This is a genomic window from Saccharopolyspora gregorii (assembly GCF_024734405.1).
In the GTDB taxonomy this organism is placed as follows: domain Bacteria; phylum Actinomycetota; class Actinomycetes; order Mycobacteriales; family Pseudonocardiaceae; genus Saccharopolyspora_C; species Saccharopolyspora_C gregorii.
Window position 1 is genome coordinate 4715895 of the sequence record NZ_CP059556.1, and the last position, 24741, is coordinate 4740635.

At 72.4% G+C, this 24741-nt stretch carries 23 protein-coding genes; 7 read left to right on the forward strand and 16 right to left on the reverse strand.

Annotated features, from left to right (window positions below):
• Window positions 1-10 precede the first annotated feature (10 nt).
• From H1226_RS20505 to H1226_RS20520, 4 genes are all read right to left on the reverse strand, one after another.
• A complete protein-coding gene (locus H1226_RS20505; protein ID WP_258342126.1) occupies window positions 11-1429 on the reverse strand; it encodes a class II 3-deoxy-7-phosphoheptulonate synthase in 1419 nt (472 codons plus the stop codon).
• A gap of 129 nt (window positions 1430-1558) precedes the next feature.
• On the reverse strand, window positions 1559-2596 hold the full coding sequence (locus H1226_RS20510; RefSeq protein WP_224955329.1) for a 6-phosphofructokinase: 1038 nt from the start codon (window positions 2594-2596) through the stop codon (window positions 1559-1561).
• A 156-nt stretch (window positions 2597-2752) separates the two neighbouring features.
• The gene (locus H1226_RS20515) at window positions 2753-3253 is read right to left on the reverse strand and encodes a polyadenylate-specific 3'-exoribonuclease AS (protein ID WP_224955328.1); all 501 of its coding nucleotides are present in this window, start codon (window positions 3251-3253) and stop codon (window positions 2753-2755) included.
• Between the two features lie 196 nt (window positions 3254-3449).
• Window positions 3450-4217 (reverse strand): lysophospholipid acyltransferase family protein, encoded by a 768-nt coding sequence (locus H1226_RS20520; protein WP_224955327.1) that lies wholly within the window; start codon window positions 4215-4217, stop codon window positions 3450-3452.
• A 175-nt stretch (window positions 4218-4392) separates the two neighbouring features.
• Between H1226_RS20520 and H1226_RS20525 the strand changes: the two genes are divergently transcribed.
• On the forward strand, window positions 4393-5160 hold the full coding sequence (locus H1226_RS20525) for an alpha/beta hydrolase (RefSeq protein WP_258342127.1): 768 nt from the start codon (window positions 4393-4395) through the stop codon (window positions 5158-5160).
• A complete protein-coding gene (locus tag H1226_RS20530; protein ID WP_258342128.1) occupies window positions 5157-5606 on the forward strand; it encodes a DUF308 domain-containing protein in 450 nt (149 codons plus the stop codon). The genes H1226_RS20525 and H1226_RS20530 overlap by 4 nt, the downstream gene beginning before the upstream one ends.
• 57 nt (window positions 5607-5663) lie before the next feature.
• Here the strand turns inward: H1226_RS20530 and H1226_RS20535 are convergent, their stop codons facing one another.
• From H1226_RS20535 to H1226_RS20555, 5 genes are all read right to left on the reverse strand, one after another.
• Window positions 5664-6623: an ROK family protein gene (locus H1226_RS20535; RefSeq protein ID WP_224955324.1), complete on the reverse strand. Its 960-nt coding sequence runs from the start codon at window positions 6621-6623 to the stop codon at window positions 5664-5666.
• Entirely contained in the window at window positions 6617-7165 is a 549-nt protein-coding gene (locus tag H1226_RS20540) for a hypothetical protein (protein ID WP_258342129.1), read from the reverse strand. The genes H1226_RS20535 and H1226_RS20540 overlap by 7 nt, the downstream gene beginning before the upstream one ends.
• Window positions 7166-7198: 33 nt before the next feature.
• A complete protein-coding gene (locus tag H1226_RS20545) occupies window positions 7199-8419 on the reverse strand; it encodes an ArsA family ATPase (protein ID WP_258342130.1) in 1221 nt (406 codons plus the stop codon).
• A 195-nt stretch (window positions 8420-8614) separates the two neighbouring features.
• The gene (locus H1226_RS20550; RefSeq protein ID WP_224955321.1) at window positions 8615-9055 is read right to left on the reverse strand and encodes an SRPBCC family protein; all 441 of its coding nucleotides are present in this window, start codon (window positions 9053-9055) and stop codon (window positions 8615-8617) included.
• 69 nt (window positions 9056-9124) lie between these two features.
• Window positions 9125-9913, reverse strand: a complete 789-nt coding sequence (locus H1226_RS20555) for a metallophosphoesterase family protein (protein WP_258342131.1) — start codon at window positions 9911-9913, stop codon at window positions 9125-9127.
• 412 nt (window positions 9914-10325) lie between these two features.
• Here H1226_RS20555 and H1226_RS20560 point away from each other — a divergent pair, with 412 nt between their 5' ends.
• Window positions 10326-12119 (forward strand): AMP-dependent synthetase/ligase, encoded by a 1794-nt coding sequence (locus tag H1226_RS20560; protein WP_258342132.1) that lies wholly within the window; start codon window positions 10326-10328, stop codon window positions 12117-12119.
• Between the two features lie 66 nt (window positions 12120-12185).
• Here the strand turns inward: H1226_RS20560 and H1226_RS20565 are convergent, their stop codons facing one another.
• The 3 genes from H1226_RS20565 to H1226_RS20575 all read right to left on the reverse strand — a co-directional run bounded on the left by H1226_RS20565 (window position 12186) and on the right by H1226_RS20575 (window position 16430).
• Window positions 12186-13430: a basic secretory protein-like protein gene (locus H1226_RS20565; RefSeq protein ID WP_258342133.1), complete on the reverse strand. Its 1245-nt coding sequence runs from the start codon at window positions 13428-13430 to the stop codon at window positions 12186-12188.
• Window positions 13431-13564: 134 nt separating this feature from the next.
• Window positions 13565-14617: a C40 family peptidase gene (locus H1226_RS20570; protein ID WP_224966978.1), complete on the reverse strand. Its 1053-nt coding sequence runs from the start codon at window positions 14615-14617 to the stop codon at window positions 13565-13567.
• A 394-nt stretch (window positions 14618-15011) separates the two neighbouring features.
• Window positions 15012-16430: an NYN domain-containing protein gene (locus tag H1226_RS20575; RefSeq protein WP_373689971.1), complete on the reverse strand. Its 1419-nt coding sequence runs from the start codon at window positions 16428-16430 to the stop codon at window positions 15012-15014.
• Window positions 16431-16504: 74 nt separating this feature from the next.
• Between H1226_RS20575 and H1226_RS20580 the strand changes: the two genes are divergently transcribed.
• On the forward strand, window positions 16505-18223 hold the full coding sequence (locus H1226_RS20580) for a DEDD exonuclease domain-containing protein (protein WP_258342134.1): 1719 nt from the start codon (window positions 16505-16507) through the stop codon (window positions 18221-18223).
• 72 nt (window positions 18224-18295) lie between these two features.
• Here H1226_RS20580 and qcrB read toward each other — a convergent pair whose 3' ends face one another.
• The 4 genes from qcrB to ctaE form a co-directional block, all read right to left on the reverse strand.
• Window positions 18296-19963 carry a cytochrome bc1 complex cytochrome b subunit gene (gene qcrB / locus H1226_RS20585; RefSeq protein WP_304612899.1) on the reverse strand — a complete coding sequence of 556 codons (1668 nt, stop codon included), beginning with the start codon at window positions 19961-19963 and terminating at the stop codon, window positions 18296-18298.
• Window positions 19960-21120, reverse strand: coding sequence for a cytochrome bc1 complex Rieske iron-sulfur subunit (gene qcrA / locus H1226_RS20590; RefSeq protein WP_258342135.1), 1161 nt, complete (start codon window positions 21118-21120; stop codon window positions 19960-19962). Before qcrA ends, qcrB begins: the two co-directional genes overlap by 4 nt.
• Window positions 21117-21920: a cytochrome bc1 complex diheme cytochrome c subunit gene (gene qcrC, locus H1226_RS20595; RefSeq protein ID WP_224955314.1), complete on the reverse strand. Its 804-nt coding sequence runs from the start codon at window positions 21918-21920 to the stop codon at window positions 21117-21119. The genes qcrA and qcrC overlap by 4 nt, the downstream gene beginning before the upstream one ends.
• 63 nt (window positions 21921-21983) lie before the next feature.
• The gene (gene ctaE, locus H1226_RS20600; protein ID WP_224966987.1) at window positions 21984-22595 is read right to left on the reverse strand and encodes an aa3-type cytochrome oxidase subunit III; all 612 of its coding nucleotides are present in this window, start codon (window positions 22593-22595) and stop codon (window positions 21984-21986) included.
• Window positions 22596-22710: 115 nt separating this feature from the next.
• On the opposite strand from ctaE, the gene H1226_RS20605 reads away from it, so the two are divergent.
• The 3 genes from H1226_RS20605 (at window position 22711) to trpD (ending at window position 24738) form a co-directional block, all read left to right on the forward strand.
• Entirely contained in the window at window positions 22711-23127 is a 417-nt protein-coding gene (locus H1226_RS20605; protein WP_258349468.1) for a hypothetical protein, read from the forward strand.
• 150 nt (window positions 23128-23277) lie between these two features.
• Window positions 23278-23685: a response regulator gene (locus tag H1226_RS20610; RefSeq protein ID WP_224955313.1), complete on the forward strand. Its 408-nt coding sequence runs from the start codon at window positions 23278-23280 to the stop codon at window positions 23683-23685.
• Between the two features lie 27 nt (window positions 23686-23712).
• On the forward strand, window positions 23713-24738 hold the full coding sequence (trpD, locus tag H1226_RS20615) for an anthranilate phosphoribosyltransferase (RefSeq protein ID WP_224955357.1): 1026 nt from the start codon (window positions 23713-23715) through the stop codon (window positions 24736-24738).
• The last annotated feature ends 3 nt before the right edge of the window (window positions 24739-24741 follow it).

Here is a 24741-nt window from a genome sequence, read left to right on the forward strand (position 1 = left end):
GCCGCGCGCGTCAGCTGCGCAGCATCTCCGCAACGAGGAACGCCAGCTCCAGCGACTGCTGGGTGTTCAGCCGCGGGTCGCAGGCCGTCTCGTACCGGCCGGCCAGGTCGGTGTCCGAGATGTCCTGGGCACCACCGAGGCACTCGGTGACGTCCTCGCCGGTCAGCTCGATGTGGATGCCGCCCGGGTGGGTGCCCATCCGGTGGTGCACCTCGAAGAAGCCCTGCACCTCGTCGACGACGCGGTCGAAGTGGCGGGTCTTGTAGCCGGTGCTCGACTCGTGGGTGTTGCCGTGCATCGGGTCGCACTGCCACACCACCTGGTGGCCGGTGGCGCTGACCTTCTCCACGATCGCGGGCAGCACGTCGCGCACCTTGCCGTTGCCCATCCGGCTGATCAGCGTCAGGCGGCCGGGCTCGTTGTTCGGGTCGAGCCGCTCCACATACTCCACGGCCATCTCCGGCGTGGTGGACGGGCCGATCTTCAGGCCGATCGGGTTCGCGATCTGCTCGGCGAAGGCCACGTGCGCGTGGTCGAGCTGACGGGTGCGGTCCCCGATCCACAGGAAGTGCCCGGACAGGTCGTAGAGCCGCGGCGATTCCTGCGAGCCGTCCAGCCGCAGCATCGCCCGCTCGTAGTCCAGGACCAGCGCCTCGTGGCTCGCGTACAGGTCGACCGCGTGCAGGCTGGTGTCGTCCACCCCGCAGGCCGCCATGAAGCGCAGGCCGCGGTCGATCTCGGCGGCGACGGACTCGTAGCGCTCGCCCGCGGGCGAGTTGAGCACGAAGTCCTTGTTCCAGTCGTGCACCTTCGTCAGCGCGGCCATGCCGCCGCTGGTCAACGCGCGGGACAGGTTCATCGCGGCGCTGGCGTTGGCGTAGGCGCGGATCAGCCGGGACGGGTCGTGCCTGCGGGCCTCCTCGGTGGCGACCAGCGAGTTGACCATGTCACCGCGGTAGCTGGGCAGTCCGAGCGCGTCGGTGCCGCTGGAGCGCGGCTTGGCGTACTGCCCGGCGAGCCTGCCGAGCTTGACCACCGGCATGCTCGCGCCGTAGGTGAGCACGACCGCCATCTGCAGCAGGGTGCGGATGTTGCCGCGGATGTGCGGCTCGGTGTTGTCCGCGAAGGTCTCCGCGCAGTCCCCGCCTTGCAGCAGGAACGCCTCGCCGCGGGCGACGGCGGCGAGTTGTCCGCGCAGCCGGTCCACCTCGGAGGGCACGGTCACCGGCGGCACGCTCTCCAGCACCTTGCGGACCTTCGCGACCTGTTCCTCGGGCCACTCGGGCTGCTGTGCGGCGGGCAGCTTCAGCGCCTCGTCCAGGCGGGCGCGCATCTCAGGGGGCAGCGGAGGAAGTTCCGGAAGTTCATCGACCGGAACATCGACGGTCCAATTCACATTTGCCAGGATAGGCCGTGCTGGCCAGTGCATTTCACCTGGGAGAGACGGAGCGCACGCCGCACGAATCGATTCACCCGCTCGGCCGCCCGCGCCGGCCGCCCGGGACGCGCGGACGCCGCCCCACCCGGTGGGCGGGACGGCGCCGGAACGATCACCGCGTCAGCCGAACAGCACCTCGGCCTCGGCGTAGCGGGACAGCGGAACGGTCTTCAGCTTCGCCGTCGCCTCCCCCAGCGGGACCCGCACGATGTCGGTGCCGCGCAGCGCCACCATCTTGCCGAAGGCGCCCTCGCTGACCGCGTCCACCGCGTGCAGCCCGAAGCGGGTCGCCAGCACCCGGTCGTAGGCGGTCGGCGTGCCGCCGCGCTGGGTGTGGCCGAGCACGACCGCGCGGGATTCCTTGCCGGTGCGCCGGGCCAGCTCGTCGGCCAGCCAGGTACCGACGCCGCCGAGGCGCACGTGGCCGAACGCGTCGGTCTCCCCGGTCAGCAGCACCTCCTGGCCGTCCTGCGGGACGGCTCCCTCGGCGACCACGATGATCGGCGCGTACTGCCGCTCGAAGCGCTGCTGCACCCACTCGCAGACCTGGTCCACGCTGAACGGCTTCTCCGGCCCGAGGATCACGTTCGCGCCGCCGGCCAGCCCGGAGTGCAGCGCGATCCAGCCCGCGTGCCGCCCCATCACCTCCACCACCAGCGCCCGGTGGTGCGATTCGGCGGTGGTGCGCAGCCGGTCGATCGCCTCGGTGGCGATGTGCACGGCGGTGTCGAAGCCGAACGTGTAGTCGGTGGCGTCGAGGTCGTTGTCGATCGTCTTCGGCACGCCCACCACCGGCACGCCGTCCTGGTTGAGCCGCTCGGCGACGCCGAGGGTGTCCTCGCCGCCGATCGCGATCAGCGCGTCCACCCCGTGCTCGGCGAGGGTCCGCTTGATCTTCTCGACCCCGTCCTGCTCCTGGTACGGGTTGGTGCGCGAGGAACCGAGGATGGTGCCGCCGCGGGCGAGGACGTCCTCGACCTGCTCCAGCCCGAGCGGCATCGTGAGCCCGTCCATCGGCCCCCGCCAGCCGCTGCGGAACCCGACGATCTCGTGCCCGTGCACCGCGATCCCCTTGCGGGTGACCGCGCGCAGCACCGCGTTCAACCCCGGGCAGTCGCCACCGCCGGTCAACACTCCGATACGCGTTCCAGCCGGCATCGTCGCCGCCTCCCTTGATCCGCTCCATGAGTGATCTGGATCTCGTGGGGAGCCTGTCACGCCCTGTATCGGTGCAGCAAGTACTCCGACCGGGCGACAAATCGGGCGCGAACGATGCGAAGATCGGCGAAGTACCTGGTCAACGAGGACGGCCGCTCACAGCGGGAACCCGCGCTTGCGCTGCACCTCCTCGATCACCTTCCACCGGGTGAGGTTGTGCCGGGCGTCGGCGAGGGCGTCGTGCGCGTTCGCCGGCGCGGAGGGCAGCCGCGGCTTGCCGACGTCCTCCCAGCGCTGCCGCAGGTCCCGGGTGAACTTGGGGACCTTCGGCGGCAGGGCGGGCATCGCGCCCCACAGCTGCGCCAGCGCCACGTGGTCGTAGGAGGCCAGCCAGGCCCACAGCTCCACGTCCTGATCGCGCGCGGTCAGGAACTCGTAGAGGTCGTCCCGGATCCGGCTGCGCGAGCGCCACGCCCGGTCCGCGGGCGGCGGCAGCTGCGGCAGCACGTTGCGGCGCACCCACTGCCCCGCCTTGGACTCGTCGAACTCGGTGGACACGGCGTAGAACTCGCGGCCGGTCTCGTCCACCACCCCGATCGAGACCAGGTCGATGGTCTGGCCGTCCTCGATGAACTCACAGTCGTAGAAGAACCGCACCGGTCCAGCGTAAGGACGGCGCCCACCGGCCAGGACCGGCCCCGGGGACCGTCGCCCGATGAGCGGTGTGCTGGGCCGCCGACGTCCTCGGCGGTCTTCCGCCCGAGGACGGCGACTTCCGGGGGACCGGCCGGAGATCCGGCCCGGTGCGGGCGATCAGGGCCGGCGAGCCGGGCGCGGCAGGAGCGCGCGGCGGTCAGCCGGCCTGGGAGCGCGGCAGCCGGTCGGCGCCGCCGGGACCGTCCGGCCGGCCCTGCACGGTCCAGCCCGCGACGTGCTTGCCCTGCGCGGCCAGGTCGTCCTTGGCCTTCGCGGCGTAGACGTCCACGTACTCCTGGCCGGACAGCTCCATCAGCGCGTACATGATCTCGTCGGTGATCGAGCGCTCCACGAACCGGTCGCCCGCGAGCCCTTCGTAGCGGGAGAAGTCCAGCGGCTCGCCGACCTTCACCTTCACCTTGTGCGGGTACCACATCTTGGAGCCGATGGGGTTGACCTTGTCGGTGCCGAACATCGCGATCGGGATGACCGGCACGTCGGCCTCCAGCGCCATGCGTGCGACCCCGGTCTTGCCCTTGTAGAGCCGGCCGTCCGGGGAGCGGGTGCCCTCCGGGTAGACGCCGAGGAGCTTGCCCTCGCGCAGCAGCCGCACCCCGGTGTCCAGCGCGGCCTGCGCCGCGGCACCGCTGGAGCGGTCGATCGGCACCTGGCCGACGCCGGAGAAGAAGTACTTCTGCAGCTTGCCCTTGATCCCGGTGCCGGTGAAGTACTCCCGCTTGGCCAGGAACGTCACCCGGCGCGGCATCATCAGCGGCATGAAGAACGAGTCGGCGACCGCGACGTGGTTGCTGACCAGGATCGCCGCTCCGGACTCCGGCACGTGCTCGACGCCCTCCACCCGTGGACGGCAGAACAGCTTCATGAGCGGACCGAGCACGATGTGCTTCATCACCCAGTACAGCACGCGCCGCTGCCTTTCTGAACACCCGGAATGCCTCGTTCAAGGTTACGGAGCCCGGTCTGCCCGCACAATGCGACCCCGCCCGAGACGGATCACGCGCTCGGAGATCGCCCCGCGGAGGCCCCTCGCGTGCGACGATGTCCGGACAGCGGCGGATCGATGGCGGTAGGAGGCTGCGGTGCCCGTTCTTCCCGGCGCCGAACCGTTCGTGCACGACGGGTCCGACGAGATCGGCGTCCTGCTGTGCCACGGGTTCACCGGAACCCCGCAGAGCATGCGGGGCTGGGGTGAGCACCTGGCCGCCGAGGGCTTCACGGTGCGCTGCCCGCGGCTGCCCGGGCACGGAACCCGTTGGCAGGACCTCAACCGCACCGGCTGGACCGACTGGTACGCGGCCGTGGAGCGGGAGCTCGCCGAGCTGACCGGGCGCTGCCGCTCGGTGTTCGTCTTCGGCATGTCGATGGGCGGCACGCTCACGTTGCGGCTCGCGCAGCAGCACCCGGAGCTGTCCGGGATCGCGCTGGTGAACCCGTCGGTGACCACGCTGCGCAAGGACGCGTTCCTGCTGCCCGCGCTGTCCCGGGTGCTGCCGTCGATCCCCGGCCTGGCCGGGGACATCGCGAAGCCGGGCGCCGTCGAGCTCGGCTACGACCGGACGCCGCTGCGCGCGGCCGCGAGCCTGCAGCGGTTGTGGCGGCTGGTCCGCCGCGACCTCGGGAAGGTGCGGCAGCCGGTGCTGCTGGCGCGCTCCGCCACCGATCACGTCGTCGAGCCGGTGAACTCGACGATCGTGCTGGAGGGCATCCGAAGCGGCGATGTCACCGAAGTCGTGCTGCGCGACAGCTACCACGTGGCGACCCTCGACCACGACGCCGCGTCGGTGTTCGCCGGTAGCGTCGAATTCGTCCGCAGGATCCACCGCGAGCGTGTCGAGGAACCCGCATGAGCACCCGCCATGAGAACGCCGACGGCCCGGAGGACATCGACGCCGCCTTCGCCGAGATCGTCGCAGGTCTCGAACAGGACGAGCCGATGGCGCGGTGGCCGGAGGAACAGGACCGGAGCACCGAGGACGCGGCGCCGAAGCCCGCCGCGCCCGAGGCCGCGTCCGCGCCGCGCGACTGGACGCCGCCCGCCGACGCGCCCGACGAAGGGCACTACGAGCCGCCGGAACCACCGCCGATGCCGCGCCCCGGGGTCGCCACGGTCGGCGGCATCCTGCTGGTCGTGCTGGGGATGACGCTGCTGCTGGTGCCCGGTCTCGTCGGCCTGGGTGCCACGGCGGCGCTGCCGATCGGGCTGGTCGCGGTGAGCGGCGGCATCGGCTGGCTGCTGTTCCGGATGCGCCGGACACCTCCCGCGGACCCCACCGACGACGGCGCCCAGCTCTGAGAACGTGCTCCGGCGGGTCCGGCGAGCGGCCCGCTCACGCGCGGCGCCGCGAGGTGATCACCTCAGGTGCGTGGCGGTGGCGGCCACGTGCTCCCTGGCGAGGGTGGCGGCGCCGACGATGCCCGCTTCGTCGCCGCGCTTGGCGACCCGCACCTGGGCCAGCGGGCGGTGGCCGGTGCCGGTGAGCGCCGCGGCGTAGTGCCGCCGGGCCGCGGGCAGGAACAGGTGCGCCGAGCCGGACACGCCACCGGCGAGCACCACGACCTCCGGGTCGTAGACGTCGGCGACCAGCGCCAGCCCTTCGCCGAACCAGCGCGCGAGCTCGTCCACCGCGCGCGCCGCCACCGGATCGCCCTGCTCGGCGGCTTGGGCGACGCGTTCCCCGGTGATCTCGCCGGGGTCCTTGGCGGCTTCGGCGGCCAGCGGGGAGGACGGGTCCTCGGCGAGCAGTTCCAGCGCGGTCGCGGCCAGCGCGGTGCCGCTGCAGTAGCGCTCCCAGCAGCCCCGCTTCCCGCAGGGGCAGGCCCGTCCGCCGGGCACCAGCCGCAGGTGCCCCAGTTCGGGGGCGACGCCGTGCGCGCCGCGGAACACGTCGCCGTCCAGCACCAGCGCGCCGCCGATGCCGGTGCCGAGCGCGACGAGCGCCGCGACCTTCGCCCCGGCCGCCGCGCCGAAGCGCTGCTCGGCGATCGCGGCCGCGTTCGCGTCGTGCTCCAGCACCACCGGCAGCCGCACGCGGTCGGCGATGTTGTCCGCGACCGCGACGTGCCGCCACGGCAGGTGCGGGGCGAACCGCACCACCCGCCGGTCCTCGCTGACGAAGCCCGCCACGGCGAGCCCCACCCCGGCGACCGGGTACTGGTCGGCGAGGCACAGCACGGTGTCGGCGATCGCCGAGTCCAGTTCCGGGCCGGTGCCCGCGGACGGCACCCGCAGCGTGTCCAGCACGGTGCCCTGCGGGTCGACGACGCTGGCGCGCAGGCTGGTGCCGCCGACGTCCACCCCGACGGTCAGCACTCGGCACCTCCGCTCGCGGCTTGCGCGGCGGTCCGGCCGCGAACCCGCCGCACGTCGATGCGCTGCACCTTCGACGGCGCCGGTTCCGCCGGTTCGGGCGGCGGGGCCGCGGCTCCGGCCGGGCGGGGCTCGGCGGATTCGCGGAGCAGGTCCAGCAGCCCGGCGAGCTGGTCGGCGAGCCGGGAGGTCAGCTCGGGGCGTTCGCCGCGCAGCAGGCTCGCGATCGCGCAGACCGGGCACCAGCCGCAGGACGGGCCGGCGCGGTCCTCGCGGACGCCGTCCCGCTCGCCGGGGGCCGGACCGCCGGGAGCAGGGCCGCCGCCCGTGCCGAGGTCGTCGGTGCCCGCGTGCTCGGCGTGCTCGGCGCCGCCGAGTCCGCGCAGGTACTCCTCCGCGCGCCCCGCGGCCGCGTCGAGCAGCAGCCGGAACTCCTCGGCCATCCGGTCGCGACCGGATCCGGTCGCCCGGGACTCGTCGGCGGAGCCCCCGGTACCGGCGCTCGTCGTGCCCGTCCCCGCGGCATCGGGTCGTTCACCGCGCATCTGGTCCACCACCTCCACTGCTCGGGTCCGCTCTCATCGCATCCACTGGCCGGGGTCCGGCCGGAACGACACGGTCAGCCCGTCGTCGGCGGCCACCGCGCCGGTCACGGCGCAGCGGCGCAGCACCGCGGGCAGCGCGATCAGCCGCCGCCTGCCGTCGACGGTGACGGCGAGCTCGTCGCCGATCCGCGCGAGGTCCACCTCGGCGTCCTCGTGCAGCGGCAGGCCCAGCCGCAGCGTGTACTCCGCGTCCAGCGATCGGCCACCGCCGCCGAGCTCCACCTCCGGTGCGCTCGCGGCGCCGGCCAGCGGATCGTCCTCCCCGTAGAGCTCGTCGGCGAGTTCCAGCAGCGCCGCCCCCACCGGTTCCGCCGCCCGGTGCAGCACCGCGCGCACCGGCAGGTCGGTCGCCGCCCGCACCTCGGCCAGCACATTCTCCTGCTCCCGGCGGCGGGTGCGCAGCCAGGTCGCCGCCTCGCCCCGGGCCGAACCCGGGTGCGGCACCAGCCGGTTCGCCACCAGCCCGTCGACCCGGACCTGCTGCAGCGCCAGCGCGGTGAGCGTGCGCCGGGTCTCGGCGGCCACCACCGCTTCCGGGGTGAGCACCAGGCGCACCCCGGTCCGCGGCGAGAGCAGCATGGTCCGCAGCTCCAGCAGCCGGTCCGCGAGCCGCCCGAGCGCGTCGGCCACCCCGTCCCAGCGCTCCACGTTCGCACTGCCCGCCACGCCCGCGAGCAGGCCGCGCACCACGCGCCGGTGGGCCGGGAACAGCCGTTCCAGGTAGCCGGACAGCGATTCGGGCAGCGCCAGCAGCCGCAGCGTCTCGGCGGTGGGGCCGCAGTCGACGACGACGGTGTCCCACATCCCGCCCGCGGCGAAGCGGTGCACCTCGGCGAGCGCGAGCAGGTCCTCGACCCCGGGCAGGTGGGTGAGCTCCTCGGCGTCGAGCTCGCCGACGCCGGCGCCGAGCAGCATCGTGCGCAGGTGTTCCCGCAGGTCCGCCCAGGCCCGGTCGAGCAGGTCGCGGGTCTGCACCTCGGCCGCGTGCAGCCGGGCGGTCCGCTGCCCGGCGCGGAGCTCGACCTCGGCGGGATCGGCGCTCAGCGCCGCGCCGAGGGAGTCGCCGAGGGAGTGCGCGGGATCGGTGGAGACCACCAGCACCTTCTGCCCGAGCTCGGCGAGGCGTGCGGCGGTCGCGGCGGCGAGGGTCGTCTTGCCGACGCCGCCTTTTCCGGTGAACAACAGGATGCGCAAGGGCGGTCTCTGGATCGGGTCGGGGCTGTTGCCGGGGCGGACCGACCGGTCGCCGAGCAGCCCGGCCACCGGAACGGCGGGTCACCGCGCCGAGGGGTGCTGCGGTGTGGATCTGGTGCGGCGCCGCCCGGGACACCGGTCACGACCGGGTGCGGATCTCCGGCGCCGCCGCGCCGCGGTGCTGGAGCGCCCGGGTCAGGAGCGGGCTTCGACCCGGCGCTTGAGCTCCTTCAGCGCCGTGTTCATGATCATTTTTTCGGCCTTGCGCTTGAACATGCCGATCATCGGGATCGCCAGGTCCACCGCGAGGCTGTAGGTCACCTCGGTGCCGCCGTCCTTCGGCGCGAGCCGGTAGCTGCCCTGCTGCGCCTTCTGGACCTGCCCCTCGGACAGCGTCCAGCTCACCGACAGCCCGTCCTCGGCCCACTCGTAGACGTTGACGTAGGTGTCCTTGACCACCCCGGCGTCGAGTACGAAGCGCACCTTCTCGGCCTGCCCGGAGCCGGTGGTCGAGAGCACCTCGGTCTCCTTGACCGCTTCCACCCATTCCGGGTAGCTGGCGAAGTCCGAGATCACCGCCATGATCTCGGCCGCGGCTGCCTGGATCACGATGGACTGGGTGGACTGATCGACCATGCCCCGAAGATTACAGGTCCGCGCACGACCGGCGGGGCGGTGTCCGGCCGGCTCCACCGTTCGAGATCGTCACCAGCGGAGCACGTAGGGCCGCTCGGTGCGCTGGAAGTGCCCGACGTTGACGCACTCGGTGCGCCCGACGCGGACCCGGGAGGCCAGCGGCTGGTGCACGTGCCCGAACAGCGACCAGCGCGGCCGGTCCCGGTGGATCCGTTCCAGCAGCGCCGCGGAGCCGTGCTCGGGGCGGCGGGCGATGACGTCGTAGACCAGTTCCGGAACCGCGGGCGGCAGGTGGCTGCACAGCACGTCGACCGGGTCGAGGGCGGCGACGGCGGCGTCGTACTCGTCCTCGGGGCGCAGGTACGGCACCCAGGCCGCGTCCCGGCGCAGCACGCCGCCCGGGGAGAGCACGGTGCCGCCGACGAAGCCGAACCGCAGGCCGCCGATCTCGGCGCTGGTGCCGTCGACGAAGTGCACGCCGTCGCGGGCGAACTCGGGCCACAGCTCCGGCTCGTCCACGTTGCCCGCGATGGCGTAGGTCGGGGCGCTCATCGCGGCGAACAGGGTGGCGTACTGCTCGCGGACGGCTTCGCGCACGACGCGCTTGGGATCGTCCAGCGAAGCCCACAGCGAGCGCGCGTAGGCGCCGATCTCGGCACCGCGGTGGTTGCGGCGCAGCTCGGCGAAGTGCGCGACCTTCTCGGCTCCGAAGACCGCGCCGAGGATGCCGCGGCCGTGCTCGTGGTAGTCGACGAAGTCGATCAGGTCGCCGAGCACGACGAGCGCGTCGGCACCGTCACCGGCCCGTTTCAGGGCTTCGGCGTTGCCATGGACATCGGACACCACGTGCACGCGCACGATCTACTCCTCACCGCAGTTCTGCCGACCGGGCCGCGAGCGCGGACGCCGTTGTCCGCCGCACCGCCATGCTGCCGCGCCGCGCGGGATCGAACCAGCAGCGATCACCGTCCGGGACGGGTGCGACCGTTCCGTTCGGCGGCGCCGGGGGTGGTCCGCTCGGACGGTTCCGCGCGGCTCGGGCTGCTCCGGACGTGGTTAGCGGTGGCGCAGGACAGCCTGCCATGATCCTCACCACCGGCGGAAACGACTCGGGCGGGCACCGGTGCGCGGCGGATCCCGGCGTGGCAGGCTGCGGGCGGGAGCAGTAAACGAGTCGGATTAGTTTCGTAATCAAGGTTCGGGACTACCGCTCGGTAACTATCAGCGTTAGGTTTGTGCGCACATTTCGCGTTCCATCGGAGGTTTCAAGGTGCGAGAGTTCAGCGTCCCCGCCACTGAGGCCGTGGCCGAAGACGAGAACCTCACCGACATGGTGTGGGCGAACGCGGAACGCTTCGGTGGCACCGTGAGCTTCCGCCGCCGGGTCGACGGCACCTGGATCGACGTCACCGCCGCCGAATTCGCCACCCAGGTGCTCGCGATCGCCAAAGGGCTGATCGCCGCCGGGCTGCAGCACGGCGACCGGGTCGGGCTGATGTCGCGCACCCGCTACGAGTGGACGCTGCTGGACTTCGCCATCTGGTCCGCCGGCTGCGTGACCGTGCCGGTGTACGAGACCTCCTCCGCCGACCAGGCCGAGTGGATCCTCAGCGACTCCGGCGCCCGCGCCGCGTTCGTCGAGACCGACGCGCACCGCGCCGAGATCGGCGACGTCGTCGCGAAGCTCCCCGCGCTCGAACACGTCTGGCAGATCGACGCCGACCGCGCCGCCGTAGACGAGCTCACCGCGCTCGGCGCCGACGTCAGCGACCAGGACGCCCACCAGCGCCGCCGCGAAGTCCGCGCCGACGAGCTCGCCACCCTCATCTACACCTCCGGCACCACCGGCCGCCCCAAGGGCTGCGAGCTCAGCCACCGCAACCTGCTCGCCGAGGTCCGCGGCGACGTCAGCGTCTTCCCGCAGCTGCTGCGGCAGGGCAACTCGATGCTGATGTTCCTGCCGATGGCGCACGTGCTCGCCCGCGCCATCGCCACCGCCTGCGTGTACTCCCGCACCACGCTCGGGCACACCGGCGACGTGAAGGAACTGGTCAGCGACCTCGGTTCGTTCCGCCCCACGCTCATCCTCGCCGTGCCGCGCGTGTTCGAGAAGGTCTACAACACCGCCAAGCAGAAGGCGCACGGCGACGGCAAGGGCCGGATCTTCGACGCCGCCGAGGACACCGCCGTCGCCTACAGCCAGGCGCTGGACACCGGCGGCCCCGGCATCGGGCTGAAGGCCAAGCACTTCCTGTTCGACAAGCTCGTCTACGGCAAGCTGCGCGCCGCGCTCGGCGGGCGCTGCCTCGGCGCCGTCTCCGGCGGGGCGCCGCTGGGCGACCGCCTCGCGCACTTCTACCGGGGCGTGGGCGTGCCGGTGCTGGAGGGCTACGGGCTCACCGAGACCACCGCGGCCGCCGCGGTCAACGTCGAGGAGGCCTACAAGATCGGCACCGTCGGCAAGCCGATCCCCGGCACCAGCGTGCGCATCGCCGAGGACGGCGAAGTGCTGCTCAAGGGCGACGTCGTGTTCCGCCGCTACTGGAACAACGAGACCGCCACCAAGGAATCCCTGGAGGACGGCTGGTTCCACACCGGCGACCTCGGCTCCCTCGACGAGGAGGGCTTCCTGCGGATCACCGGGCGCAAGAAGGAGATCATCGTGACCGCGGGCGGCAAGAACGTCGCCCCCGCCGTGCTCGAAGACCACCTGCGCGCGCACCCGCTGATCAGCCAGTGCATGGTCGTCGGCGACAAGAAGCCGTTCATCGGCGCCCTGATCACCCTCGACCCCGAGTTCCTGCCCGCCTGGCTGAACAACCACGGCCGCGCCGCGGACACCCCGCTGACCGAGCTCGTCGACGACCCCGAGGTGCACGCCGACGTGCAGGCCGCGATCGACGACGCCAACAAGGCCGTCTCCCGCGCCGAGGCGATCAAGAAGTTCCGCATCCTGCCGAAGGACTTCACCGAGGCCACCGGCGAGATGACGCCCAGCATGAAGCTCAAGCGCAACAAGGTCGCCGAGAACCACGCGGCCGACATCGAAGCGATCTACGGCTGAGCTCCGCGCCCGTCGCACGGCAGCCGGGTGGCGGGACCGCCGCGGTTCCGCCACCGAGCTCCCGGATCAGAACGTCCTGCGCAGTTCCGATCTCCAGGACCTGAGCAGTTCCGCGGTGGACAGCCCGGCGATCTCGTGCAGCGCCGGGTCCACTTCGGACGGTGATCCGGAGCCCGCGATGCGCTTGTACAGCTCCACGACCTTCGGCTCCCCCACCCGCCGCACCAGGTGCGCCACCAGCGACCAGGACTGCTGGTACGCCAGGTCCAGATCGCGCCCCGAGGTGTGGAAGTCCGCGTCCGGCGGCGGCCCCGCGGGCGGTTCCCCGGTGCGCACCCGCCGGGCCAGGTCCGGTGCGATCCGCTCCGGCGGCAACCCGCTCGCCCGGTAGCCGACGTAGTCCGCGAAGCCCTCCAGCAGCCACATCGGCGCGCCGTCCGCGGTGTCCGCCCGCGCCGCCACGTGCGCCATCTCGTGCCGCAGCACCACCCGCAACGAGGTGTCCGAGAGCCGGTCGGCCGTCTCGGTGTTGAGCACGACCCGCGGGCCCTCCACCCGCCGGGCGGCGGTGTCCACCTTGTCCGCGACGGCGACCGCCGCGATGCCGTCCACCGCGAACTCGGCACCCACCAGCTCGCGCAGCTCCTCCTGCGAGCGCGGCAGCAGCACGCCCACCTGGCGCCGCCACTCCGGCCCCCACACGGCGGTCACGGCGGCCTCCGCGGAGTCCAGCTCCGCCGCCACCCGGTCGGCGAGCTCCTCGGAACCGTCGTGCCCGATGACCACGCCGTGCGGCAGCACCCGCACCCGGCAGTCGCCGAAGTCCCACGGCCCGCGCCACGACCGGCCCCGCGCCCGTTCGTCGCCGCTGAGCAGCCAGCGCCCGTCCCGGTGGGTGAAGGTGAACCCGGTCGGGCGCTCGGTCGGCACCTCGTCCACCCCGGCCAGCGCGTAGCGCAGCACCACCTCCGGCGTGCCGCTACCGCCGGTGGACCCGCGCACCTCGTAGTCCCACTCGGCCAGCGGCACCTCGGCCAGGTTCTGGAACAGCTCGCGCTGCCTGCGCTGGAAGTCCTCCGGCGCCGCCGGGTCCAGCGACGCCGTGAACGCCGCCTCGTCGCGCGTCAGGACCGCTCGGGCGCGGTGCCGCAGCACCGCCTGCCACTCCTGCTCCGCGGTCGCCGGAGCGGCGCTCTGGAAGGCGGGAGCGGGGGCCGGCGGGGCCTGGGCCGGGAACGGGACGAACGCGCCCACGGCCAATGCGGCCGCGGCGGCGACCGCCGCAGGCCACCCCCTCGAAGCCCCAGGCACGAGCCGGATCGTAAGTCGGCCCGCGGCGCCCGGCCCGTCGCGAGCGGCCGCCCGTCACCCACACGCGACGAGGGCCGCCGCCCCCCTGCTGGGGACGACGGCCCTCGCGCGCGTTCCGCGCGGTGCTGCGGGAATCAGCCCGCGACGCGCCGGATCGAGTTGACCGGGGCGATGCTGTCGTACTTGGCGACCTTCACCACGTCGCCCTCGGTGGGGGCGTGCACGGCCTTGCCGTTGCCGACGTACATCGCGACGTGGCTGACCGGGCTGTAGTAGAAGATCAGGTCGCCGGGCTGGAGCTGGCTGGCCGAGACGCTCTTGCCCTCGGTGACCTGCGACTTGGTCGAGCCGCCGATGCTCACGCCCGCCTGCTTGTAGGCCCACTGCATCAGGCCGGAGCAGTCGAAGGTGCTCGGGCCCTTGGCGCCGTAGACGTACGACGAGCCCTGCTTGCTCAGCGCCGCGGTGACCGCTGCGGCGGCCGAACCGCTGCCGCCCGCGAACTCGTAGTCGGTCTCGCCGCCACCGGTCAGCGAGGACTGCTCGTCCTCGGTGAGCTCGGCGTAGCGCTCCTTGACCTTGGCGATCTGCGCGTCCATGTCGGCCTTCTTGCGGCCGATCTCGTCCTGGATGCGGGCCGCGTCGGCCTCGGCCTGGGCCGCCTGGTTGCGGGCGTCCTGGGCGCGCTTGGTGGCGTCCTCGGCCTGGTGCACCGCGGCGGACAGGCGCTTGATCGCGTCGTTGTTGTCCTTGGCCAGCACGTCCAGCGCGGAGGCGCGGTCGAGAAAGTCGTTCGGGGATTCGCTCACCAGCAGCGCGGAGAGCTTGTTCAGCCGGGCGCCCTGGTAGGAGGCGGTGGTCAGCTGGTCGACCTGGCCGCGGAAGCGCTCTTCCTCGACCCGGGCCTGCGCGGCGACCTGCTCGGCCTGGTCCGCCTCGGCGGTGGAGCGGTCGAGCTCCGCCTTCTTGGCCGCGTGGTCGTCCTCGGCCTTCTTGTAGTCCTCGGTGACGACTTCGGCCTGGTGCGAGAGCTCGCGCACCTGCTTGGCCGCGTCCGAGGCGTTGTCGGGGAGTTGGGGGTCTGCGATCGCCGGCGCGGAGGTCATGCTGACGGCGGCGGCGACCGCCGAGGCCGCCAGGGCTCCGCGCATCGTGCGCTTCAATCGGTGCGACGCCACGTCGCGCATAGCTCCTTCGTTGTCGACCGCCTACCGAGAACGCAGGGGTGGTCCGGAGCGATCCCGGACTCCGGGCGCGTTGCGGCGCCCGCTCACCCCACGGGGGCAGGTCCCGGTTCGGCTCCCCGACTAGCCGATTCGGCGGCGCTTCGCGGAGGACCCGGAGTGGGTCGCTGATCGCCGCGAAGACGCGGTAAGGCTACGAAAGGTGAAGCGTGACGTCTAGAAGAGGGGGGTAATTCTTCTGAACACTGCGCAATAGCACAATGGGATTATCTTCATACGCGGAGCGTGATCAGATTGCCCGATCTTCTGACCAGCGGCTCCCCGAAGGGTCGGCCCGGACCGGATCGGCCCAGCGCACCGGAAGATCGCGCTATGAGATCCACCACGCGCCCCGGCCTCACACCCGGTTCAGGCGCTCCAGCAGCACCGCCGACGCCACCGCGTACGCGCCCGTGCGCCGCACCGACGTGACCACCGCGCGGTCCGAGGTCGCCACCACCAGCTGCCTGCCCTGCGGCTCGGCCACCACCAGTTCCCGGATCACGTCGTCCGCGATCACCCCGGGCGGGCTGAACATCACCCGCACCCCGCGCGGGCCCGCCGTCGGCACCGACAGCACGTCCGCCCCGTCGAACACCACCGTCACCTCGGCACCGGTGCGCGCCGCCAGCGCGGCCAGCTGGTGCGCCAGCCGGTTGCGCTGGTCGGCCAGCGGCAGGTCCGGGTAGCCGGTCTTCGTCACGTTGTAGCCGTCGACGATCAGGTGCACCGCGGGCAGCGCCAGCAACCGGTCCAACGCCGCCGCGTCGGCGACCCGGCCCGTCTCCCCCGAATCCGGCCGCACCCGCTGCACCACGTCCGCCGGGCGCGGCCCGTGGCCCACCGCGCGCAGCTCCCGGCGCAGCCCGCCGAGCGCGCCCTCCATCGTCTCCAGCAGCAGCGAGATCCGGACCTCGTCGCCCTGGCGGGCCTCCCGGGCCGACTGGCGGGCCACCTCGGTCTCGGCCGCCGCGCGCTGCGCGCGGTCCCGCTCCTCCTGCGCGCGGGCGCGCTCCCGGTCCCGCTGCGCGCGCAGCTCCGCCAGCTCCGAACCGATCCGCTCGTGCGCCTCGGCGAGTTCCGCCCGCGCCGCCTGCGCGTCGTCCTTGGCCTCCTTGAGCCGCACGCCCTGCTCCCGCAGCCGCTTGCGCAGCCGGTCGGCCTCCGAACCGGACTCGTCCCCGGCCCGTTCCCCGGCGCGGCGGGCCTCGGCCAGCTCGGCCTGCAACCGGTCCACCTCCCCGGCGAGGCGCTGGGCGCGGGCCTGCGCCGAATCCCGCTCGCCGCGCAACCGGCCCTGCTCCACGCGGAACGCGACCAGCTCCAGGTAGTGGCCCGTGTTCGGCAGCGCCAGCAGCACACCCGCCACGGCCACCACCACCGGGTCCGGGTGCACCCCGTCCAGGCCCTCAGGGCGGTTCTCCCGGCACCAATCGACGACCGCGGTGCGGAACACCGGGGAGTCCCGCAGCGCCGCCACGAGCGGTCCTCGGCCGAGCTTCGCGCGCTTCGCCGGGGCGAACCGGACCACCGGTCGCAGCGGGGCGGGCACGTCCGAGGGCCGCACGTCGTCGAGGGCCTCCGCCGCCAGCTCGGCGAGCCGGGCGCGCACCGGTGCGGGCAGCTCCTCCGGGTCCTCGGCACCGCACTCCCGGGACCGTTCCGGTGCGGACTGGTCGAGACCGGTCTCCGGGGCACCGACCGGCGCCTGCCGCGGACCGTCCACAGCAGACTCTTCGGTGCGCGGGGAGTCAGCACCCGACGTCGGCGGAACCACGCCCCCAGGCTAGTCGGCCGCTCCCCGTTCACCCGATCCGGAGGTTGTCGGGGACCCGTCGTAGCGTGCACGCGATGACCGGGCAGCTGACCTTCGACGAGATCGACGACGAACTCCCGCTGCACCGCGCCACCTTCGTCGTCGTCGACCTGGAGACCACCGGCGGCAGCGCCCGGCAGGACACCGTCACCGAAATCGGCGCGGTGAAGGTGCGCGGCGGCGAAGTCCTCGGCGAGTTCGGCACCCTCGTCGACCCCGGGCGCGAGATCCCGCCGATGGTCGTCTCGATCACCGGCATCACGCAGGCGATGGTGCACGGCGCTCCCCGGTTCGACTCGGTGCTGCCCGCGTTCCTGGAGTTCGCCCGGGACGCGGTGCTGGTCGCGCACAACGCCCCGTTCGACGTGGGCTTCCTGCGAGCCGAGTGCGAGCGGCTCGGCGTCGCGTGGCCGAAGCCGGCCGTGCTGTGCACCGCGAAGCTCGCCCGCCGGGTGCTGGGCAAGGACGAGACGCCGAACCACAAGCTCGGCACCCTCGCCCGCGTGCTGCACGCCCGCACCACCCCGGTGCACCGCGCCCTCGACGACGCCCGCGCCACCGTCGACGTGCTGCACGCGCTGCTGGAGCGCCTCGGGCCGCTGGGGGTGCGGACCGTGCCGGAACTGCTGGAGCACCTGCCCGACGTCACCCCGCAGCAGCGCCGCAACCGCGGCCTCGCCGACCCGCTGCCGCACGCCCCTGGCGTGTACCTGTTCCGCGGCCCGAACGAGGAGGTGCTCTACGTCGGCACCGCCTCCGACCTGCAGCGCCGGGTCCGGCAGTACTTCACCGCCGGGGAACGCCGCGCCCGCGTCAAGGAGATGGCGGGGCTCGCGCAGCGGGTGGACCACGTCGAGTGCGCGCACCCGCTGGAGGCCGAGGTGCGGGAGCTGCGGCTGCTCGGCGCGCACCAGCCCCGCTACAACCGCCGCTCCAAGTTCCCGAAGCGCACCTGGTGGGTGGTGCTCACCGAGGAGGCGTTCCCGCGGCTGTCGATCGTGCGCACCGCCCGCGACGGCGCGCTCGGCCCGTTCCGCTCCCGCACCGCGGCCGCGGCGGCGGTGGAGGCCCTGCACGCGGGCGGTTCGCTGCGCCGCTGCACCGAGCGGATCCCGGCGCGCGACCAGCGCGGCCGTCCGTGCGCGCTGCACGAGCTGGGGCGCTGCGCGGCACCGTGCGCCGGGCTGCAGGGCGTCGAGGAGTACGCACCGGAGGTGATCTCGGTGCGCGAGGTGATCTCCGGCTCGCCCCGCTGGGAACCCGGTGGGCTGCTCGACCGGCTGCGCGCGGAACTGGGCCGCTTCTCCGCCGAGGAGCGCTTCGAGGACGCCGCCGCGGCCCGCGACCGGCTCGCCGAACTGGTGCGGGCGCTGGACCGGGCGCAGCGCTGGGCGGCGCTGGCGGCGGTGCCCGAACTGGTCGCCGCCCGCCCCGACGGTTCCGGCGGCTGGCAGCTCGCGGTGGTCCGCCACGGCAGGCTCGCCGCCGCCGGGAACGCGCGCCGCGGGGTGCCGCCGATGCCGGTGGTCGACGCGCTGCAGGCCGCCGCGGAGACGGTGGTGCCCGAGCCGGGCCCGCTGCGCGGCGCCCCCGCCGACGAGGTGCGGGTGGTGCACCGCTGGCTGACCACCGGCGGCACCCGGCTGGTCCGCTGCGCGCAGCCGTGGTCGGAACCGGCCGGTTCCGCGGCGTCCTGGCGGGAGTGGCTGGAGCGGGCCGCCAAGGCCAGGGCCCCGTACCCGGCCGCCGACTGACCGGCCGGTCCTCGAACGAGCGAACGGCCCGGCACCCCTGGGGGCACCGGGCCGTTCAGCCGTGCGTGCGGCTCACTCGGAGGGCTGCTGCGGCTTCCCGCCGGAGACCAGCTCGCGCTGCTCCCGCTCCTCGTGCGCCAGGCGCTCGTTCTCGGCGCGCGCCCGCGCCAGCGCCTCGGTCTCCTCCGCCGGGTCCGGCTTGAGCCAGCTGCCCTCGACGGGGGTGCCCGCGGCACCGAGCTTGTTCATCTTCTTCGGCACCGAAGCGCCCTGGTACGGCAGCTCCTCGGGGTGGCCGTGCGAGTCGACCGGGCCGAGCGGCTGGTGCACCTCGATGAACTCGCCGTGCGGCAGCCGCTTGATGATGCCGGTCTCCACGCCGTGCTCCAGCACCTCGCGGTCCGAGCGCTGCAGGCCCAGGCAGATCCGGTAGGTCACCCAGTAGGCCAGCGGCGGCAGCAGCAGCAGGCCGATGCGGCCGCCCCACGTCATCGCGTTCAGCGAGATGTTCAGCTCGAACGCGATCACGTCGTTCATGCCGGACACCATCAGCACGCCGAAGAACGCCAGTGCCATCATGCCGAGGCTCGTGCGTACCGGGTTGTCCCGCGGACGCTGCAGCAGGTTGTGGTGCGCGTCGTCCCCGCTGAGCTTGCGCTCGATCATCGGGTACGCGATGAGCAGCGTGAACATGATGCCCATGCCCAGCGCACCGCAGAAGAACACCGGCGGCACCGTGTACGGCCCGATGTAGAGCTCCCAGGCCGGCCAGATCCGCAGGATGCCGTCCGCCCACATCAGGTACCAGTCCGGCTGCGAGGCGGCGGAGACCTGCGAGCCGATGTACGGCCCGAGGTTCCAGATCGCGTTGATCTGGAAGACACCGCTCATGATCGCCAGGATGCCGGTGGTCAGCGCGAAGAACGCACCGCTCTTGAGCGCGAAGGTCGGCATGATGCGGATGCCGACGACGTTCGACTCCTTGCGCTTCGGCCCGGGGAACTGCGTGTGCTTCTGGTACCAGACCAGCGCGAGGTGCGCCGCGACCAGGCCGAGCATGATCCCGGGCAGCACCAGCACGTGCAGGATGTACAGCCGCGGGATGATCTCCGTGCCGGGGAACTCCCCGCCGAACAGCGCCCAGTGCATCCAGGTGCCGAGCACCGGGATGGACAGCACGATGCCGGACATGGTGGCGCGGACGCCGGTACCGGAGAGCAGGTCGTCCGGCAGCGAGTAGCCGAAGAAGCCCTCGAACATGCCCAGAATCAGCAGCAGCGAGCCGATGACCCAGTTCCCCTCACGCGGGCGCCGGAACGCACCGGTGAAGAAGATCCGGAACATGTGGGCCATCATCCCGGCCACGAACAGCAGCGCCGCCCAGTGGTGCAGCTGCCGGATGAACAGGCCGCCGCGGACCTCGAACGAGATGTCGAGGGTGCTCGCGAACGCCTTGGACATCTCGACGTCCTGCAGGTTCCGGAACACCCCGTCGTAGGTGACCTCCTCCATGGAGGGGTCGAAGAACATCGTGAGGTAGATCCCGGTCAGGATCAGGATGATGAAGGTGTAGAGCGCGATCTCGCCGAGCAGGAACGACCAGTGCGTCGGGAAGACCTTGTTCAACTGGCGGCGGATGCCCGGCGCCATGTTGTAGCGCTTGTCCGCCTCGTCGGCCGCGGAGGCCGCCTTCCGGTAGAGCTTGCTCTCCGGTTTGGTGGGCGTCGTGATCGAACTCATGAGTTGCGCTCCCAGTACGCTGGGCCGACCGGCTCGATGAAGTCGTGCCTGGCCACGAAATATCCCTCTTCATCCACCGTGATCGGTAGCTGCGGCAGGGAACGGGTGGCCGGACCGAAGACCGGCTTGGCGTAAGTGTTGACCACGTCGAACTGCGACTGGTGGCACGGGCAGAGCAGGCGACCGGTCTGCTGCTCGAACAGCGAGGTCGGGCAGCCCACGTGGGTGCACACCTTCGAGTAAGCGTAGTAGTCGCCGTAGTTGAAGTCCTCCTGGCCCTTGCGCTTGATCGGAGCGCTGCCCGGCCGGAGCCGGATGAGCATCACCGGGGCGTCGCTGCGGCGCAGCACCGAGACGAGCTTGTGCTCGTCCTCGCGGTCGGACTCGCGGAACGGGAAGACCGTCTCGAAGCCGCCCGCGTCGATGTCCTCCGGGCGCAGCAGCGACACGTCGTGCGGGTCGCCGGTGTCGCGCCGCAGGTAGACCTTCTCGTCGCCCTCCTTCATCCACGCCGTGTGCTTGAGGGAGTCGGGTCCCTCGGTCGCCCACGGGTTGCGGATGAAGCCGCCGATGGCGATGACGCCGGTGCCCAGGCCGAGCACGGCACCGCTGAAGGCGAGCGTGCGCTGGATCATGGAACGCCGGGCGAAACCGCTGCGCACGCCGGTGTCGGCGAGGATCGCGGTGGTCGTCTGCCGGTCGACCTCTTCGGAGCCGTGCCCGTCGTGGCGCTGCTGGATCGCGACCTCGTGCGGGATGAGCTTCTTGGCGTAGAGCACCACGCCCACCCCGATCGCGAAGATCGAGAGACCGAGGAACAGGCCGACCAGCGGCGTGTACAGGTTGTAGAGGAAGTACTCGCGACCGCCCTGCTGCGGGGTCACGTAGCCCCAGGGCCAGAACACGAACACCGCGATGAACGCGATCGCGGAGAGGCCGGCGAGCGCGAACCAGGCCGCGACCGCGCGCTCCGCCCGCTTCTCGGCGCGGGTGTTCTCCACCGGGAACGGGTCCTCGTAGTGGAGGAGCTCGACGCCGTCCAGCGCCAGCCCCAGCCGCATCTTCTCGTCGCGGCTCATCTCGGCCAGTTCGGCCTCGGTGTAGTCCCGCCTCGGGGTGTCGTGCCCCTCGTCCCGCGGGGTGTCACTTGCACTCATGCCCTGGCTCCGATCCACAGGGTGACGCCGATCAGCGCGCCGAGTCCGACGACCCAGGCGATGACGCTCTCCGAGGCGGGGCCGAAGCCGCCGAGGGAGCTGCCACCCGGGTTGTTGTTGTTGTTCGTCACGGACTTGACGTACGCGATGATGTCCTTCTTCTCCTCCGGCGTGAGCTGCCGGTCGGAGAACTTCGGCATGTTCTGCGGCCCGGTGAGCATCGCCTCGTAGATCTGCTGCTCGGTGGGAGCGTCGAGGCTGGGCGCGAACTTGCCGGACGACATCGCGATGCCGCGTCCGGTGAAGTTGTGGCAGGAGGCGCAGTTGAGCCGGAACAGCTCACCGCCTCGCGAGGAGTCGCCGGTGGCGGCGGCTCCGGTGGTGTCCGGGGACTCGGGGCCCCCGCCGTAGGTCTGCACGTAGGCGGCCATCGCGTCGATCTCCTCGGGGGAGAACTTCGCCGGCTTGCGGATCGCCTGGGCTTCCTGGCGGACCATCGGCATGCGGCCGGAGGAGACCTGGAAGTGGACGGCGGCCTCGCCGACGCCGACCAGGCTCGGGCCGCGGTCCTTCACGCCGCCCAGGTTCGCGCCGTGGCAGCTGATGCACGCGTTGTTGTAGAGCTGCTCGCCCTGCCTGACCAACGCCGGGTCCGCCGCGGCGTGCGCGGTCTGCGGCTCGGGGGTCAGGACGGTGTACAGCCCGCCCGCGCCGACCAAGGCGATCCCGAGCGCGAGGACACCGGAGAGCCTGCGCCGGAACTTGGATCCCGCGCGGTTCCGTTTCTTGATGGTGGTCATGAGTGCGGCAACCCTTGCTGTCAGGTTCGGGGTGTTACGTGGCGGCCCGGTGGGGCCGGTGGATCACGGAACGAGGTAGATCACGGCGAACAGTCCGATCCAGACGATGTCGACGAAGTGCCAGTAGTACGACACGACGATCGCCGCGATGGCCTGTGCCGGGGTGAACTTGCTCAGCTTGGTTCGGATGAGCAGGAACACGAAGGCGATGAGCCCGCCGATGACGTGCAGGCCGTGGAAGCCGGTCGTCATGAAGAACACCGTGCCGAACGCCGACGAGGCGATCGTCGTGTGGTGCGCGGTGACCAGCGTGTAGTACTCGCCGGCCTGCCCCAGCACGAAGATCGTGCCCATGATCAGCGTCACCACGTACCAGCGGCGCAGGCCGAACACGTCGCCGCGCTCGGCCGCGAACACACCCCACTGGCAGGTGAACGAGGACGCCACCAGGATCACCGTGAAGGGGAGGGCGTATGCGATGTTCAGCTCGCTGGGCGGCGGTGGCCACGCACCCTCGTTCTGCGCCTTCACCGTGAAGAACATGGCGAAGAGTCCAGCGAAGAACATCAGCTCGCTGGCCAACCAAACGATGGTGCCGACGCTGACCATGTTCGGCCGGTTCAGCGAGTGCACGCGTTGACTGATTGAGGGCGCTGCCGTTGTCACGCGACGCATTATGTCCCGTGCGTTTTCCCGCTGCGCCCTCGGGTCCCGGGCGTGGCTCGTCGGTGATCGGATCGCGACCTGGAGGTAACTCATCGTGATTAATTTCCGCAGCGTTTTGTCCCGTCTGGGCTTACGCGCCCGGTCAGGGGAGCCCGCCGCGCCGGATTGGGACGATTCGGACCTGATCGTCGTGGTCAGCGCGTTCGACGACGCGGAGGCCGCGTCCGCGGTCCTCGCCCGCTCCCCGGAGTGGGTCGAGACGGGTGCCGCCGTGCTGCGCCACCACCTGCTGCTGCCGCCCGGAGCCGTCGCACAGGCCGCTGAACTGCTGGAACCGGACGGCTGGCGGTTGCGGCCCGCCCCCGAGGCGGAGCAGGCGACCTTCGGCACCGCACCGGCGCCCGGCGAGGAGCCCCTGTTCGCGGAGCGTGTGCAGAAACTCGACGCGTTGCATTGCTCACAGGAGAACGCCCGGATGGCCGGACTGGCCCAACGGCTCGGCGGACGCGCCGTCGGCTGGGTGGCGCTGCAGTCCGGCTGAGCACCCGCGCCGCGACCTCGTGGCGGGTACTGCTCACCCCCGTTGAGCGGCTAGCATCCGGAGATCACCGTCATCGAGGGCACCCTCTCGTCGTCGGGCCGAGTCACCACAACGCAGTGCGCGGACCGCCTAGCCAGCGAGGAGCAGCTGATGAGCACGTCGACCACCACCGTCCTGGTCTTCAGCCACCGGGCCGAAGTGCGCGAATCGATCATCAACGCGATCGGCAGGCGCCCGTCGCCGGACCTGCCCCGGGTGACCTACGTGGAGGCGGCGTCGGTCGCCGACGTGCTCAGCGAGGTCGACGCGGGCCGCGCCGACCTGGTCGTCCTCGACGGCGAGGCGCAGCCCACCGGCGGCATGGGCGTGTCCCGGCAGCTGAAGAACGAGATCGCGCACTGCCCGCCCATCGTGCTCACCGTGCGCAGGCGGGACGACCGGTGGCTGGCGACCTGGTCGCAGGCCGACGCGGTGCTGGTGCACCCGCTGGACCCGCTGTCGTCCGCCGAAACGGTCGCCGAACTGCTCCGCACCGCGCTACCCGCGGTGCGGGCCTGAACCTCCCGGAGAACAATCGTGGGCACCATGTCGGGTAGCTGGCCGGAACTCCTCGGACACCTCGTGGCGGGCAACGACCTGTCCGCCGAGGACACCGCGTGGGCGATGGACCTGGTGATGACCGGCGCGGCCACCCCGGCCCGCGTCGCCGCGTTCGTCGTGGCGCTGCGCGCGAAGGGCGAGACCGCGGCCGAGGTCCGCGGCATGGCCGACACGATGCTCGCGCACTCGCTGCCGCTGGAGGTGGACCGGCGGGCCGTGGACGTGGTCGGCACCGGCGGGGACCGCTCCGGCAGCGTGAACATCTCCACGATGACCGCGATCGTGCTCGCCTCCTGCGGCGCGGTGGTCGTCAAGCACGGCAACCGGGCCGCCTCGTCGAAGTGCGGCACCGCCGACGTGCTGGAGACCCTCGGCGTCACCATCGACCTGCCCGCGGAGGGCGTGCGGGACTGCGTCGCCGAGGTCGGCATCGGGTTCTGCTTCGCGCCGGTGTTCCACCCGGCGATGAAGTTCGCCGCCGGTGCCCGCCGCGAGATCGGCATCCCCACCGCGTTCAACGTGCTCGGGCCGCTGACCAACCCGGCTCGGCCGAGCAGCGGGCTCATCGGCTGCGCGGACCAGCGGATGGCGCCGGTGATGGCGGAGGTGTTCGCGGCGCGCGGCAGCTCGGTGCTGCTGGTGTCCGGGGACGACGGGATGGACGAGATCACCACGACCTCGACCACGACCTGCTGGGTCGTCGGCGACGGGCAGGTCCGGCGGGAGCGCATCGTCCCAGAGGACCTGGGCGTCCCGCGCACCACGCCCGAGGCGCTGCGCGGCGGCGACGCCGAGGTGAACGCCGAGGTGGTGCGGCGGCTGCTCGCCGGTGACCGCGGCCCGGTGCGGGACGCGGTGGTGCTCAACACCGCGGGCGCCCTCGCCGCCCACGACGGCATCGGCGAGGACCTGGACGTCCAGCTGCGCGCCGGCATCGCCCGCGCCGAGCGGGCCATCGACTCCGGCGCCGCGGCCGACCTCCTCACCCGCTGGGCGGCCTTCGGCCGGTAGTCC